The organism is Nocardiopsis tropica, assembly GCF_042660575.1.
Classification (GTDB): Bacteria; Actinomycetota; Actinomycetes; order Streptosporangiales; family Streptosporangiaceae; genus Nocardiopsis; species Nocardiopsis tropica.
This window is the reverse complement of the sequence record NZ_JBHSUF010000033.1, coordinates 1-13,399: the sequence shown is the minus strand read 5'-3', so window position 1 is coordinate 13,399 and position 13,399 is coordinate 1. Positions and strand designations below refer to the sequence as shown.

At 73.7% G+C, this 13,399-nt stretch carries 12 protein-coding genes; 7 read left to right on the top strand and 5 right to left on the bottom strand.

From position 1 onward, the window contains the following. Nucleotides 1-85: 85 nt before the first annotated feature. Complete coding sequence (locus ACFQBR_RS32400) at nt 86-790, top strand: hypothetical protein (RefSeq protein WP_344182553.1); 705 nt, start codon at nt 86-88, stop codon at nt 788-790. Nucleotides 791-1,039: 249 nt separating this feature from the next. Here ACFQBR_RS32400 and ACFQBR_RS32395 read toward each other — a convergent pair whose 3' ends face one another. Continuing rightward, the gene (locus ACFQBR_RS32395; RefSeq protein WP_267947490.1) at nt 1,040-2,497 is read right to left on the bottom strand and encodes an aldehyde dehydrogenase (NADP(+)); all 1,458 of its coding nucleotides are present in this window, start codon (nt 2,495-2,497) and stop codon (nt 1,040-1,042) included. Nucleotides 2,498-2,964: 467 nt separating this feature from the next. On the opposite strand from ACFQBR_RS32395, the gene ACFQBR_RS32390 reads away from it, so the two are divergent. The 3 genes from ACFQBR_RS32390 to ACFQBR_RS32380 all read left to right on the top strand — a co-directional run bounded on the left by ACFQBR_RS32390 (nt 2,965) and on the right by ACFQBR_RS32380 (nt 5,251). Then, entirely contained in the window at nt 2,965-3,555 is a 591-nt protein-coding gene (locus tag ACFQBR_RS32390) for a TetR/AcrR family transcriptional regulator (protein ID WP_344182555.1), read from the top strand. Next, the gene (locus ACFQBR_RS32385; protein WP_267947488.1) at nt 3,549-4,424 is read left to right on the top strand and encodes an alpha/beta hydrolase family protein; all 876 of its coding nucleotides are present in this window, start codon (nt 3,549-3,551) and stop codon (nt 4,422-4,424) included. Before ACFQBR_RS32390 ends, ACFQBR_RS32385 begins: the two co-directional genes overlap by 7 nt. Nucleotides 4,425-4,627: 203 nt before the next feature. Beyond that, nucleotides 4,628-5,251: an HD domain-containing protein gene (locus ACFQBR_RS32380; protein WP_267947487.1), complete on the top strand. Its 624-nt coding sequence runs from the start codon at nt 4,628-4,630 to the stop codon at nt 5,249-5,251. Nucleotides 5,252-5,320: 69 nt separating this feature from the next. On the opposite strand, the gene ACFQBR_RS32375 is transcribed toward ACFQBR_RS32380, so the two are convergent. From ACFQBR_RS32375 to ACFQBR_RS32365, 3 genes are all read right to left on the bottom strand, one after another. Continuing rightward, complete coding sequence (locus ACFQBR_RS32375; RefSeq protein ID WP_267947486.1) at nt 5,321-6,079, bottom strand: sulfite exporter TauE/SafE family protein; 759 nt, start codon at nt 6,077-6,079, stop codon at nt 5,321-5,323. A gap of 222 nt (nt 6,080-6,301) precedes the next feature. Next, on the bottom strand, nt 6,302-7,225 hold the full coding sequence (locus tag ACFQBR_RS32370) for an SPFH domain-containing protein (RefSeq protein WP_267947485.1): 924 nt from the start codon (nt 7,223-7,225) through the stop codon (nt 6,302-6,304). A gap of 289 nt (nt 7,226-7,514) precedes the next feature. Next, nucleotides 7,515-8,300, bottom strand: coding sequence for an ABC transporter ATP-binding protein (locus ACFQBR_RS32365; protein WP_267947484.1), 786 nt, complete (start codon nt 8,298-8,300; stop codon nt 7,515-7,517). 56 nt (nt 8,301-8,356) lie between these two features. Here ACFQBR_RS32365 and ACFQBR_RS32360 point away from each other — a divergent pair, with 56 nt between their 5' ends. Continuing rightward, nucleotides 8,357-9,139, top strand: a complete 783-nt coding sequence (locus tag ACFQBR_RS32360) for a hypothetical protein (protein WP_267947483.1) — start codon at nt 8,357-8,359, stop codon at nt 9,137-9,139. Nucleotides 9,140-9,313: 174 nt separating this feature from the next. Here ACFQBR_RS32360 and ACFQBR_RS32355 read toward each other — a convergent pair whose 3' ends face one another. Beyond that, entirely contained in the window at nt 9,314-10,909 is a 1,596-nt protein-coding gene (locus ACFQBR_RS32355; RefSeq protein ID WP_344182559.1) for a serine hydrolase domain-containing protein, read from the bottom strand. Between the two features lie 305 nt (nt 10,910-11,214). On the opposite strand from ACFQBR_RS32355, the gene ACFQBR_RS32350 reads away from it, so the two are divergent. Together ACFQBR_RS32350 and serB are read left to right on the top strand one after the other, a co-directional pair. Then, nucleotides 11,215-11,871: a DUF1707 SHOCT-like domain-containing protein gene (locus tag ACFQBR_RS32350; RefSeq protein WP_344182561.1), complete on the top strand. Its 657-nt coding sequence runs from the start codon at nt 11,215-11,217 to the stop codon at nt 11,869-11,871. Between the two features lie 113 nt (nt 11,872-11,984). Next, the gene (serB, locus tag ACFQBR_RS32345) at nt 11,985-13,250 is read left to right on the top strand and encodes a phosphoserine phosphatase SerB (RefSeq protein ID WP_267947480.1); all 1,266 of its coding nucleotides are present in this window, start codon (nt 11,985-11,987) and stop codon (nt 13,248-13,250) included. The last annotated feature ends 149 nt before the right edge of the window (nt 13,251-13,399 follow it).

The window sequence follows — 13,399 nt, the reverse complement described above, 5'->3', positions numbered from 1 at the left end:
GGCCCGCCCGCCGTCGTGGTGCGCCGGGCCCCCGGTCGGGGCGACCGCGACCGGTCGGCGAACCACAGAAGGGTACATTGCGGACATGATCCCCCAGGGCGACCCCCACCCCTCCGTCCCCCGTCCGCCGCGCCCCCGCTGGGCCGCCCGGCTCCGTACCTACCGCACCGGCCACCCGGGCGCGTTCGCCCTCCGCGCCTCGGGTGTGGTCCTGGTCCCCCTCGGGGCCTTCGGCGCCGCCGCCTTCATCACGATCGACACCGCTCGGAGCCTGTGGCCGCTGGGCGTCATCCTCGCCCTGCTCCTGCTGGTGGTGTGCGTGATCCTCGTGGCCCTGTTCGCCGTGACGTCGGCATCCGCCCGAGCGGCCGAGCGCGCCGGCCAGTCCATCAGGCTCACGAACCTGCCCCCGGGCACCGACCCCGCCAAGCTCGCGGAGGCCTGGCGGCTCGCTCGGGCGGGGAGACTCGGCCCGGACCCGGAGAGCAACCGCCTGGGGCGGATCGCCGTCGAACAGGAGCTCGGCCGTGCGAAGACGGTCTTCGCCACCGTGGTCCTCGCGCTGGCGACCGCCCTCGTCAACGCCTTCTACTGCGTCAACCGCATCCTGCTGGACGGGGTCTCGGGCCCCCTCGTCCTGATCCTGGGACTGGCAGCCTTCATCGTGGTGCTGGCGTGCATGACCCCCTCCATGATGAAGCGCCGGCGGCTCCGCGTGGAGGCGTTCCGCGACGCCTACGACGCCGCCCACGGCGACGGCGCGGACGAGGGTTCCGACACCGCGGCGTGAACGCGGCCCGGGCCCCCGGGCACGACGTGACCGGGAGCGCCGTCCCGGCGGGCTCTCACTCACGGAACCGGTGCCGGGGCCGTGAGTACGGGCCCCGCGCATCGGGCTTCACGCCCCGCGCCGGGCCGGGGCCCCGCCCACGCGCCCGGCCGAGCGGCCGGACGCCCAGGGCCCGGGCACGGGGACGCGGCGCCGGGGGCGGGGCCGGGCGCACCCATCGGAGCGCACCCGGCCCCGGCCCGGACGGCATCAGACGGTGGGCGCGGCCCCGTTCACGCGGCGGGGCACGCCCAGCGGGTTGTCGTCGCGCAGCTCGCGGGGGAGCAGCGACTGCGGCACCGACTGGAAGGACACCGGGCGCAGGAAGCGCCGGATCGCCGTGGTGCCCACCGACGTGTGCAGGGGCGCGGTGGTCGCCGGGTAGGGGCCGCCGTGGGTCATGGCGTACGTGACGGCCACCCCCGTCGGCCATCCGTTCCAGACCACCCGCCCAGCGACGGACGCCCCCAGCGCCAGCAGCGCGGGCGCCACCGGGTCGTCCTCCTCACCGTGCACGGTGACGGTGAGCTGGCCGCGGAGCACCCCCGCCGCCTCCAGGAGGCGGCGCTCGTCGGCGTACGCGACCACGAGGGTCGCCGGCCCGAAGCACTCCTCCAAGAGGGTGTCGGCGTGCTCCAGCAGGGAGTCCAGGTCGGTCCGCAGCAGGCTCGGGGACCAGTCGTCGCCGGTGTGCCTGCCCTGGACGAGCACCTCGGTGGCGGGGTGGCCGCTGAGCGCGTCCAGGCCCCGCTCGAACCCCTCCGCCACGCGGTCGTTGAGGAGCGGGCCCGCCGCCCTGTCGGCGAAGTCGGCGACCAGGGCGCCGAGGTCGGCGTCCTCCGGCAGGAACACCACGCCCGGCTTCGTGCAGAACTGCCCCGACCCCATGGCCGCCGAGTCGGCGTAGCCGCCGAGGATCTGCTCTCCGCGCGCCGCCATGGCGGCGCGGGTGACGAACACCGGGTTCACGCTGCCGAGCTCGCCGTAGAAGGGGATCGGCTCGGGCCGGGCCGCGGCCAGGTCGAACAGGGCGCGCCCGCCCGGGATCGACCCGGTGAACCCGACGGCGCGGGTGAGCGGGTGGGTGACCGCCAGCCTGCCCGCCTCCATGCCCTCCACCAGCGCGAAGGAGCCCTCGGGCGCCCCGGCCCCGGTGAGCGCGTCGACGACGACACCGGCGGTGGCGCGGGCCAGCTCCGGGTGGCCGGGGTGGGCCTTGACGACCACCGGGCACCCGGCGGCCAGCGCCGAGGCGCTGTCCCCGCCGGCCGTGGCGAAGGCGAAGGGGAAGTTGCTGGCCCCGAACACGACGACGGGGCCGAGCGGGACGAGGATGCGGCGCACGTCCGGGCGCGGCGTCCCCCACTCGGGGTCGGCGGGGTCGACGGCGGCCTCCAGGTAGGAGCCGTCCTCCAGGGTCTGCGCGAACAGCCTGAGCTGGAAGGTGGTGCGGCCCAGCTCTCCCTTGCAGCGCGCCTCGGGGTAGTGGGCCTCCTCCGCGGCGAGGGGTACGAGCCGGTCGGCGGCGCCGTCGAGGGCGTCGGCGACGGCGCGCAGCAGGCCCGCGCGCTCGCCCGGGGTGAGGGCGGCCAGGAGCGGGGCCGCGGCGGCGGCCCGTTCGAGGACGGCGTCGAGTTCCTCCGGTGTGGTGTCCGGGGCGGTGGTCATGGCTCAGCCTCCAGGAGGGGTGCGTGCACTGCGTCGGGCACTGATCCAACCATGCCACGCCCTCCCTTGGAAAGCGCTATCCTGAGTGGCTCGGGCGACGGGGTCCCCCTGTGGACCCGGGCCGCGAAACAGACACGGACCGACGAACACGACGAACGGCGCCGGCGCCCCCGTCCGCACCGCCCCGGACCCGGGCGACGCCTCCGGCACAGGCGGACCGGGCACCACGGGAAGGGGTCGGGGAACGAAACTGGAATTTCCCCGGAACCAGGTGATTCCGGAAAGGCATCATAGGAGCCGTGACGACAAATTCCCGAAGCTCAACGCCCCCGCGGTCGCGACGCTCCCCCGGCCCCGCCGGGAGCGCCTACGCGCCGCGCGAGAGCCGTGGACCGGCCGGCGTCGCCCACGACGAACTCGCGTTCGCGCAGGCCCCCCTCCGGAGACTTCCGGCCCAGCAGCGCAGCATGCTCAGAGTGCAGCGCATGCTCGACTGCTGCGCCGAGCTCCTCGACGAGGTCGGCTACGACAACCTCTCCACCACACGGATCGCCGAACGGGCCGGGGTCGCCATCGGTTCCGTCTACCAGTTCTTCCCGGACAAGAAGGCCATCACCCAGGCGCTGGGCCTGCGCTTCCTCGACCAGTTCGGCGCCCGGGTGACCGAGCGGATCGCCGACGCGTCGTTCAGCCACTGGACCGCCGCCGTCGACGCCGTCGTCGACGAGTACATCGACATGCACCGCCACGTGCCCGGCTTCCGCAGCCTGCACTTCGGCGACATCGTCGACACCCGCCTCCTCAACGGCGGGGCCGACAACAACCGCGTCATCTCCATCCGCCTGCGCCGGATCATCGTCTCCGTCACCGGCATCCCCGACGACGACGCACTCGACCGGGCCGTCCACGTGGCCGTCGAGGCCGCCGACGCCGTCCTCAAGCTCGCCTTCCGCGACGACGCCGACGGCGACACCAGGCTCATCGGCGAGGCCAAGCGGCTGGTCAGCAGCTACCTGTCCGACTTCTCCGAGCGCAGCGGGGGCGACCACCCGTGGTAGCCGACGCCGGAACCCTCACCGGCCCCGTCACCGGAACCGCCGCGGGGGTGCCCTTCCTCGCCCTGCCGCCCGCGACGGGCGACCTCCCGGCCCCGCTCGTCGTCGGCCTGCACGCCTTCGAGCCGCCCCGCGCCGAGGCCTCCCTCGCAGGCACCCTGCCCATGGCGGCGCTCCCGGCCTGGCGGATCCACCTCGGCCTGCCGCTGTTCGGCGCCCGGCTGCCCGAGGGCGGCGTCCCCGAGGTCAACCGCCGCGGCGAGCGCGACCACCTCGTCGACCTGTTCGCCCCGGTGGTGGAGCAGGCCGCCGCCGAGCTCCGCGCCGCCGTCTCCGAGCTGCGCTCGGCCTTCCCCGTCACCGACGCCCCCGTCGGCCTGGCCGGGGTGGGGGCCGGGGCCGCCGCGGTCCTGCTCGCCCTCGCCGAGGGTCGCATGCCCGTCGGCGCCGCCGCCGTCGTCAACCCGGTCGTGGACCCGGCCCTGGTCGTCACCGCCCGCGCGCGACGCGACGGAACGCCCTACAGGTGGACCGACCGGGCCCTCCAGGCCCGCGCACGGCTGGACTTCGTCGGCCGGGCCGACGAGATCTCCCGGGGACGCGTCCCCCTGCTGGTCGTCAACGGCGGGCTCGACGACGTCGTGGCCCCCGAACAGGGCGGGGCGCTGTGCGACGCCCTGGCCGGGCACGCCCCCGAGCATGCGCTCCGTCACATCGTGGTGCCCGATCTGGCACACGCCATCGGACCCGAGCCCGGACTCGAACCTGGGCGGCCCACCCCGGCGGGAGTACTCGCCGACAGGGCCCTCACCGAGTGGTTCCACCGCCACCTCACGTCTTCCACGCAGGTCCGGGCATCCGCGGAGGCCTAGTCACGGCCCCCGGGGCGCCACGCCCCCGGCAGGGGCCGCGGGCACGCCGACCGTTCACCGCGTACACTCCGCCGCCTCGCCGCGCGTCCCCTCGACGTACGCCGACGCGACAGTTGGTACGCGTTCCATGGGATCATCCAGTGGCGACCGCACCGAGCGGTCCACCTGACCGTTTCGACTCATCCTTCAGGAGGGCGAACCACGTGACGGAACCGGCACCGGTCTTTGCCAGCGGGGTCGACAACGAGCGGTTGAACGCACAGCTCCGCTTCCTCCTGGAAGTCGACAAGCTCAAGCGCATCCTGCGGCAGAACCTGCTGGTGGACGGATCACGGCGGGAGAACTCGGCCGAGCACTCCTGGCACCTGGCCCTCTCCGCCCGCACCTTCGCCGAGTACGCCCCCGAGGGCACCGACATCGACCGCGTCGTCGAGATGCTCGTGCTCCACGACATCGTCGAGATCGACGCCGGGGACACCTTCCTCTTCGACAAGGTGAACTCCGAGACGCAGGAGGCGCGCGAGCGGGCCGCGGCGGCCCGCATCTTCCCCCTCCTCCCCGAGGACCAGGCCGAGCGCGCCCGCGAGCTCTGGGAGGAGTTCGAGGCACGCGTCTCCGCCGAGGCCCGCTTCGCCCGCGCCGTGGACAGGCTGTCCCCGATGCTCGCCAACTGGCACAACGAGGGCGGGACCTGGGTCCGGTTCGGCATCACCCGGGCACAGGTCATGGAGAAGGTCAAGCTGATCCAAGAGGGCTCCGAGGCCCTGGGAGCCTACGCGGCGGCCCTGATCGACGACGCCGACCGGCGCGGCTACTTCCGCACCTGAGCGCCCCGCGGGGCAGCCCCCGCCGCGCATCCGGCCCCGAACGGCGGGCCGGCCGTGTACGGGGAGCGGTCAGATCCGGCCCATGACCAGCTGGACCGCCGCCGTCAGCCCGACGACGACCAGGCACACGCGCAGGGCCGCCGGGCTGAGCCTGCGGCCGAAGTTGGCCCCCAGGTAGCCGCCCATGACGGTCCCGGCCGCGATGAGGCCGACCACCGGCCACGACGGCGAGGCCAGCACGATGTAGAACACGGCGGCGGTGCCGTTGGCGATCGTGGTCAGCGCGTTCTTCAGCGCGTTGAGCCGCTGGAGGTCGTCGTCCAGGGACGCGCCGAGGATGCTGATGAGGATGATCCCCTGGGCCGCGGCGAAGTAGCCGCCGTAGGTGCCGGTCGCGTAGGCGCCCAGCGGCAGCAGGGGTCCCCCGTTCTTGGAGGCCGGTCGGCGGGAGCGCGCCCACTTGGTGATCCGCGGCTGGAGCAGGATCAGCACGCACGCGCCGCCGATCATGAACGGCACGACGAACTCGAACACGCCCGCGGGCAGGTAGATGAGCAGGAGCGCGCCGGTCATCGCGCCGAGGAACGACATCCCGCCGAGGCGGAGGATCCGGCCGCGCTGGCCGGCGAGCTCGCGCCGGTAGGCGATGGTGCCGCTGAGCGTGCCGGGGGCGAGCCCGATGCTGTTGGACACGGTCGCGGTGACGGGCGGGAAGCCGAGGGCGAGGAGCACGGGGAACGTGAACAGGGTCCCCGAGCCCGCGATCGCGTTGACCCCGCCGGCCGCCACACCGGCCAGCAGGATGACCGCCGCCTCCCAGAGTTCCATGCGACCAGCTTTCCGGATCCCGCTCCCCGACCGTCGAGGGCGTCAACAGACTACGAGAGCCGATCATCGGGGCCCCACGCCGGGGATACGTGATCCAGGGCATAGCCGGACCCCGCCGAACGGTGCGCGGCGGGCCCCGGAACGCGCCCCGCCCCGCAGGTCGGGCGCCGTGAGCGCCGTCCTGCGGGGCGGGGAGGAGGGCCGGGTCCGGGCGGCCCCGGGTCAGGGAGCCCGCACGACCTCGTCGCGGAGCCGGTCGAAGGCCGTGCCGACGCCCTGGAGGGCCCTGCCCATCTCGGACGGGACGATCCAGACCTTGTTGGCGTCGCCCTTGGCGATCTCGGGCAGCTTCTGGAGGTACTGGTAGGCCAGCACGTCCGGGTCCACCCGGCTCGTGTGCAGCGCCTTGAACACCATGTGGATGGCGTCGGCCTCACCGCGCGCCCGCAGCGTCTGGGCGTCGGCGTCGGCCTTGGCGGTGAGCATCTGGGCCTCGGCCGAACCCTTGGCCCGCAGCACCGCCGCCGCACGCTCACCCTCGGCGCGCAGCACGGCGGACTGCTTCTCGCCCTCGGCGCTGAGCAGCTGCGCGCGCTTCTCGCGGTCGGCGCGCATCTGCATCTCCATCGCCTCCTGCACGGAGGACGGCGGCTCGATGCCCTTGAGCTCGATGCGGCTGATCTCGATGCCCCAGTCGCGGGTGGCCTCGTCCAGCACCGCCTTGAGCTCGCGGTTGATCTCGTCGCGGGAGGTGAGCGTGCCCTCCAGGTTCATGCCGCCGATGACGTTGCGGAGGGTGGCCAGGGTGAGCTGCTCGACGGCCTGGATGAAGTTCGCGACCTCGTAGGTGGCCTTGTAGGCGTCCCGGACGCGGATGTAGACGGCCGAGTCGACCTCCACCGCGAGGTTGTCCTCGGTGATCGCCGACTGCGGGGGGAAGCTCACGACCTGGACGCGGCGGTCGATCCGCTCGCGCACCTGGTCGACCCCGGGAATGACGACGTTGAAACCCGAGCTCAGGGTCCGGTGGAACTTACCGAACCGCTCGACGACGTCCTCCATCGAGTGCGGAACGATACGCACGCTCCGCCAGAAGATGAGCAACAGGACCGCGACGAAAAGCGCCACGATGATGATCATGGTCATCGGCGCACCCCGGTCTCCGAACAAGGGGCGGCGTTCAGTATCGACATCTGGGCAGCTCCGGATCTCCTGACGGGGGTGGCAGGCGGTGCGGACGGACCGCGTCCACCGGCGGACCCGCCCACCCGAAGATCTCCAAGCGCGCCGAAATGGAGCGATCCGCTCACCGACCGTTGACGCTACCCCATATACGTCGGGGCGACCACATCTGGACAGGAATACTGTTTATGGTCAATCGATTTGTGTTATTACCGCAATCCCTATCGGCGACTTCCCGCTCGGAATGCCCTGGTCAGACCGCGCGCGCGTTCCAGCGGTCGCCGTCGCGCTCCACCTTGAGCGGCAGGCCGAAGGTCTCCGACAGGTGCTCGGCGGTCAGGACCTCCTCGATCGGCCCCGCCTGGACGACGCCGCCGCCACGGAGCAGCAGCACGTGCGTGAACCCCGCCGGGATCTCCTCCACGTGGTGGGAGACCACGACCAGGGCGGGCGCGGACTCGTTGCGGGCCAGCCCGCCCAGGCGGCGCACCAGGTCCTCCCGGCCCCCCAGGTCCAGACCCGCGGCGGGCTCGTCCAGGAGCAGCAGCTCCGGGTCGGCCATCAGCGCGCGGGCGATCAGGACGCGCTTGCGCTCGCCCTCGGACAGGGTGTGGAAGTCCCGGTCGGCCAGGTCGGCGACCCCCCAGTGGCCCAGCAGCGCGCGGGCGCGGCCGTAGTCCGGGCTGCCGTACTCCTCGCGGAACCGGCCCACGTACCCGTAGGCGGCGCTCAGCACGATGTCGAGGACGGGGGTGCCCGCCTCGATCCGCGAGGCCACCGAGGCGCCCGCGTAGCCGATCAGGGGCCGCAGCTCGAAGACGTCCACCCGTCCCAGGCGCTCGCCGAGGATCTCCACGTCGCCCGCGGTCGGGTACAGCTGGCTGAACGCCACGTTGAGGAGCGTCGTCTTGCCCGCGCCGTTCGGCCCGAGGACCGCCCACCGCTCACCCTCCAGCACCGACCAGTCCACGCCGTCGACCAGGGTGGCGCCACCCCGTCGGACCGTGACCCCGCTCAGGCCCAGAACCCGCCCGTCCATCGTCCTCCCTCACATCACGCCCCACGCCGGTGCACGGGCCGACCTACCCTGAAGCAATGCAACTCACGTCCGCACCACTCGTCGCCTGGGGCAACGCCTGGCTGTCAGGCCACGTCGGGCTCGACGACGCCGTCGACGCGGTCGAACGGCGCGGCGGCCCCAACCTGATCGGGACAGTACCTGTCGCGGACCTGCCCTTCGACAGCGGCGTACCGCTGCGGTCGGCACTGGTACGACTTCGTGGCCTGGGACTGTCCGCGTTCCGGCTGTCCCTGCCGACCTGGGGCGACCCCCTCGGGCTCGTGGGCCCGAAGGAGCTCAACCAGGCCGCCATCGAGGCCCAGGAGGGGGTGCTGGTGCAGCTCGCCGGCCAGCAGATGGGCATGGTGCCCTCCCCCGACCGGCGTGGTTCATCCTATGTGGGCGTTTCGTGGGCGCCGTATCGGGCCGACCCGGCGCCCCCGCAGGTTCCCGGTCTGGCCGAGGCGGAGCAGACCCTGAAGCTCACCCTGATCGAGGTCGCCAGGACCCTGGAGGGCGTGGACGACATCGCGGCGTTCGCCCCGGGCGTGCACCGGGAGCTGGGCGACCTGGGGGGCCGCGAGGCGCCGCCGCTGGCACACGGCTACCCGCCCCGCGCCCACCGGGTGGCGGCCCAGGCGGAACGGCTCGCGAAGGTGGTGAGGCTGGCCGAGCCGGCGTCGGGCCGGGGGATGGACGCCCGTCAGGCGGCGGCGCGGTCCGACGCGCTGCGGAAGCTGGACGCCGCGGTGCGGCGGGCCAGGGTGGCCGCCCACGCGGCCATCGCCCTCCCCGGGCACGCGCCGAACGGCCGCTGAGCCGGACGGGGCGGGCACCGGGCCGGACTCCGGGTTCGGGCTCCGCCGGCGCCGCTCCGGCCCCGTGGTCGGGGCGGAGGGCCCCGCAGCGGCCCCGGTCGGAGCGGTCGGAGCGGTCGGAGCGGTCGGACGGATCTTCCCCGGACCACGCCCCCTCGGCGTCCCCGGGCCGTCTCACCCGGCTGACGCGGCCTCCCCTTCCCCCCGCCCGGCCCCGGCGGCGCGACCGCCCCGTGTCCGGCGGCGCAGCGCCGCGAGGCGGACCGCCCGCGCCGAGACGACGGCCGCGCAGGCCAGGGCGACCACGGCGAGCGCCGACCAGAACGACGTGAAGAGATAGGGCACCTGGAACCACGCCACGTCCCTCCCCCGGAACAGCCACCCGACCACCTCGTGCAGGACCACCAGGAGCAGCGGCGGCCCCGCGTAGGGCAGCAGGCGCGCCGCCACCGCCCACCGGGGGCCGCCCTCGCGCGCGAGGGCCCAGTCGCGCGACCGCCGCACACCGCGCCAGGCGAGCGGGACGGCGGCGGCTCCCGCGGCCAGGAGGACCGCGTCGACGGCCACCGGCCCGGCGCCCGTCGGCGGCCCGGGTGCGGAGCCCGCGTCGACCAGCTCGACGAGCGCGGAGGCCAGGGGGTGGGCCCCGCCCCACGAGGACCCCGTGTTGGCCATGACGGCCACGCCGTACCCGCTGTCGGGCAGCAGTGCCTGGTGCGCCGTCGCGGTGAGCAGGTCTCCCCCGTGCTCGACGACCCGCGAACCCGACGCGGTCTCCCCCAGCGACCACCCCAGGGCGTAGGACCCGGAGGCCGCGGAGGGGGTGTGCAGCGCCCGAACGCCCTCCTCCGACAGGATCCGGACACCGTCCGGCCCCAGCCCGCCGCCGGTGTGGGCGACGAGCCACGCGCCCATGTCGGCCGCGGTGCTGACCACGCCGCCGGAGCCGTTGCCGAACCCGGGGGGCTCGTCCGCGGGGAACGCGCGTCCGAGCACGGAGACGTGCCCCCGCGCGCCGGACGGCAGGTCCAGGTCCGTGTCGACGGTGGTGCTGTCGTCCATCCCCAGCGGGGAGAACACCCGCGCCTCCAGGTGATCGGCGAAGGGCCTGCCGCCGACCACCTCGACGAGGCGGGCGGCGACCTGGAAGTTCGGGTTGTGGTACTCCCAGCGCGTGCCGGGCTCGGCGGCCAGGCGCGCGCCGCGCAGGTCCGCCACGGACTCGCGCAGGGTGAGGGTGTCCCTGCCGCGGCTGTAGGACGCGAACTCGGTGTCGGACATGCCGGAGGTCTGGTCGAGCAGCTGGCGCACGGTGATCCGCTCCGCCCGGGGGTCGGCCATCGTGAACTCGGGCAGGTGCTCCCGCACCGGGTCGTCCAGGTCGAGCTCCCCCTCCTCGGCCAGGTGGAGGACCGCCAGCGCGGTGACCGACTTGCTGAGCGAGGCCACCGCCATGGGCGTGTGCTCGGTGACGTCCGCGCCGCCCGGGGTGGTCCCGTACCCGCGGGCGTGCACGACCTCCGTGCCGCGGGTGATCACCACGGCGGCGCCGGGAAGACCGGTGGCGCGGCGGTACTCCTCCACGACCGCGTCCACCTCCCCGGGGGACGGGGCCGGAGGAGCGGCCCCCGGGGTGAGCGGGGCCGTCCCGGCGGAGCCGGGCGCGGCGGGGAGGACCAGCAGCGCGGCGGCGCCGAGGAGGCAGAGGAGCGCGGGGACGGAGCGCCCGCGCGGGGGGACGGGTGCACCGCGGAGGGTGGAGAAGGCCATGGCCCAACGCTAGGAGCGCTCCCCCCGCCGGACCACCGTGCGCGCCTCCGACCGCACCTGGGGTTCTCCGCAGGGCGCCCCTGCGGCCACCACCACGCCGCGCCGCGCGCTCCGGGCCCGAGAGGGGCGGGGGCGGGTGCGGAGGCGCGAACGCCCGGCGCTCCGACGCACCCTGGTAAGGGGCGCGGGAATTCTCGGGGTAGGTCCAGGGGATATACCTGATCCATCGTGACGGGAGAGTGCCGATACTGGGTGTGTGGCGCCGGGCCCCGGCCCCACCGAGTCGACGAGGAGAACCAGTCATCATGCAGCCCGAGCACATCCGAGCCTCCGACGCGGACCGGGACAAGGTTGCCGAGCGGCTGCGGGAGGCCGTGGCTGAAGGTCGCCTCACCCCGGTGGAGCACGAGGAGCGCCTGGACACCCTGTACAGGGCCAAGACCGTCGGGGAGCTCGCCCCGATCGTCTCGGACCTGCCCGTCACCGGCCAGGGGTACGACTACGCGGCCATGGACCGCCGGTCGTCCGAGCCCCCGAGCGGGATGGAGATCCTGGGGAGCGAGGCCCGCGACCTCGCCGGCCAGAGCAAGGGCTCCGAGAACCTGGTCGCGGTGTTCGGCGGCTGCGAGCGCAAGGGCCGCTGGCTGGTCGAGCCCCGGACCAACGTGTCCGTGCTCTGCGGCGGGGTCGAACTGGACCTCCGCGAGGCCGTCCTCAGCCAGCACGAGGTGACCATCCAGGTCGCCGTCATCATGGGCGGGGTGGACATCACCGTGCCGCACGGGGTGAGAGTGATCAACAACACCTCGGCGATTCTGGGCGGCGCGGACATGCACGGGACGGACCAGGTCACGGACCCGAACGCCCCGATCATCCGGTTGACGGGCACGTGCATGCTCGGCGGAGTGGACATCAAGGCCAAGGGTCCGCGCCGCAAGAAGAAGAACCGGGGCAACCGGTAGGCGCCGGAGTGACCTACACCTCTCCTCCAGCCGTCCACATGGTGAACTAGCTGGGCGAAGAGCCCTCCCGGCTCGACCGGCCCCTCCCCCGGCCGAGTACCGTGGAAGACGCCATGAATGATGATTCCACGTTGTTGGTGACAGTGACCGGGCACGACCGGCCCGGCATCAGCGCGCGTCTCCTGAGCACCCTCTCCGTCTTCCCGGTGACCATCGTCGACCTCGAACAGGTCGTTCTGGCGGGACGCCTGGTGCTGGGGACGGTTCTCGGGGTCGACGAGCGCGTGGCCCCCGGCGTGAGCCGCCAGCGGGTCTTCGAGGAGGTGCGCAGCGCCCTCGACAAGACCGCGATCGACCTCGACATGGAGGTCGAGTACGGGGACGGGGACGGCAACGGCCGCGTCAACGACTTCGCCTCCGGCCGCCTGCACGTGACCGTCCTGGCCGACCCCCTGCGCCCCGGCGCCCTCGGCGCGATCACGTCGTGCGTGGCGAGGGCCGGAGCGAACATCGACCGGATAGAGCGACTGTCGAGCTACCCGGTGACCTCCGTGGAGATGGAGATCTCCGGAGGCAGCGCCGAGCAGCTGAGGGCCGAGCTCGCCATGGAGGCCTCCACCCAGGGCGTCGACGTCGCGGTGCAGCCCAGCGGCCTGCACCGCCGCGCCAAGCACCTCATCGTCATGGACGTCGACTCCACCCTGATCCAGGGCGAGGTGATCGAGCTCCTGGCGGCCCACGCCGGCTGCGAGCAGGAGGTCGCCCGGGTCACCGAGGAGGCCATGCGCGGCGAACTCGACTTCGAGGAGTCCCTCCGGCGCAGGGTGTCCCTGCTGAAGGGCCTCGACGCCTCCGCCATCGACGCGGTGCGCGAGGAGATCCAGCTGACCCCCGGGGCCCGGACCCTGGTCCGCACCCTGAAGCGCCTGGGCTACGAGTGCGGGATCGTGAGCGGCGGCTTCACCCAGATCACGGACGTGCTCGTGGAACGCCTCGGGCTGGACTACTCCGCGGCGAACACCCTGGAGGTCGTGGACGGGACGCTGACCGGCGAACTGGTCGGCCCGATCATCGACCGGAAGGGCAAGGCCACCACCCTGAAGCGGTTCGCCGCCGAGGCCGGCGTGCCCCTGGAGCAGACGGTCGCCGTCGGCGACGGCGCGAACGACCTGGACATGCTCCAGGTGGCGGGACTGGGCGTCGCGTTCAACGCGAAGCCGGTGGTCCGCCAGCAGGCCGACACCTCCGTGAACGTGCCCTACCTGGACACGATCGCGTTCATCCTCGGCATCACCCGCGAGGAGATCGAGGCCGCCGACCTCCACGGGCTGGCCACCGAACCGGCCTCCCCCTCCTCACCCGCCACCGCAGGCGTCTGACACACCGACGGGGCCCGCGGACGCGCTACGGGGTGTCTGCGGGCCCCGGGTTGTCCACAGGCGGCATCCTCCCCTGGCGCGGCACACCCCCACTCCGCTTTCCTGGAAACAGGGGGGCCACCCCACCCCCCACCACCACTCCTGCCCAC

Bases quoted from the DNA above. Each gene is read 5' to 3' on its own strand.
- serB (WP_267947480.1), top strand. From the start codon at position 11,985: ATGAATGATGATTCCACGTTGTTGGTGACAGTGACCGGGCACGACCGG.
- ACFQBR_RS32360 (WP_267947483.1), top strand. From the start codon at position 8,357: ATGCAACTCACGTCCGCACCACTCGTCGCCTGGGGCAACGCCTGGCTG.
- ACFQBR_RS32350 (WP_344182561.1), top strand. From the start codon at position 11,215: ATGCAGCCCGAGCACATCCGAGCCTCCGACGCGGACCGGGACAAGGTT.
- ACFQBR_RS32365 (WP_267947484.1), bottom strand. From the start codon at position 8,300: ATGGACGGGCGGGTTCTGGGCCTGAGCGGGGTCACGGTCCGACGGGGT.
- ACFQBR_RS32395 (WP_267947490.1), bottom strand. From the start codon at position 2,497: ATGACCACCGCCCCGGACACCACACCGGAGGAACTCGACGCCGTCCTC.
- ACFQBR_RS32375 (WP_267947486.1), bottom strand. From the start codon at position 6,079: ATGGAACTCTGGGAGGCGGCGGTCATCCTGCTGGCCGGTGTGGCGGCC.
- ACFQBR_RS32390 (WP_344182555.1), top strand. From the start codon at position 2,965: ATGCTCAGAGTGCAGCGCATGCTCGACTGCTGCGCCGAGCTCCTCGAC.
- ACFQBR_RS32355 (WP_344182559.1), bottom strand. From the start codon at position 10,909: ATGGCCTTCTCCACCCTCCGCGGTGCACCCGTCCCCCCGCGCGGGCGC.
- ACFQBR_RS32400 (WP_344182553.1), top strand. From the start codon at position 86: ATGATCCCCCAGGGCGACCCCCACCCCTCCGTCCCCCGTCCGCCGCGC.
- ACFQBR_RS32370 (WP_267947485.1), bottom strand. From the start codon at position 7,225: ATGACCATGATCATCATCGTGGCGCTTTTCGTCGCGGTCCTGTTGCTC.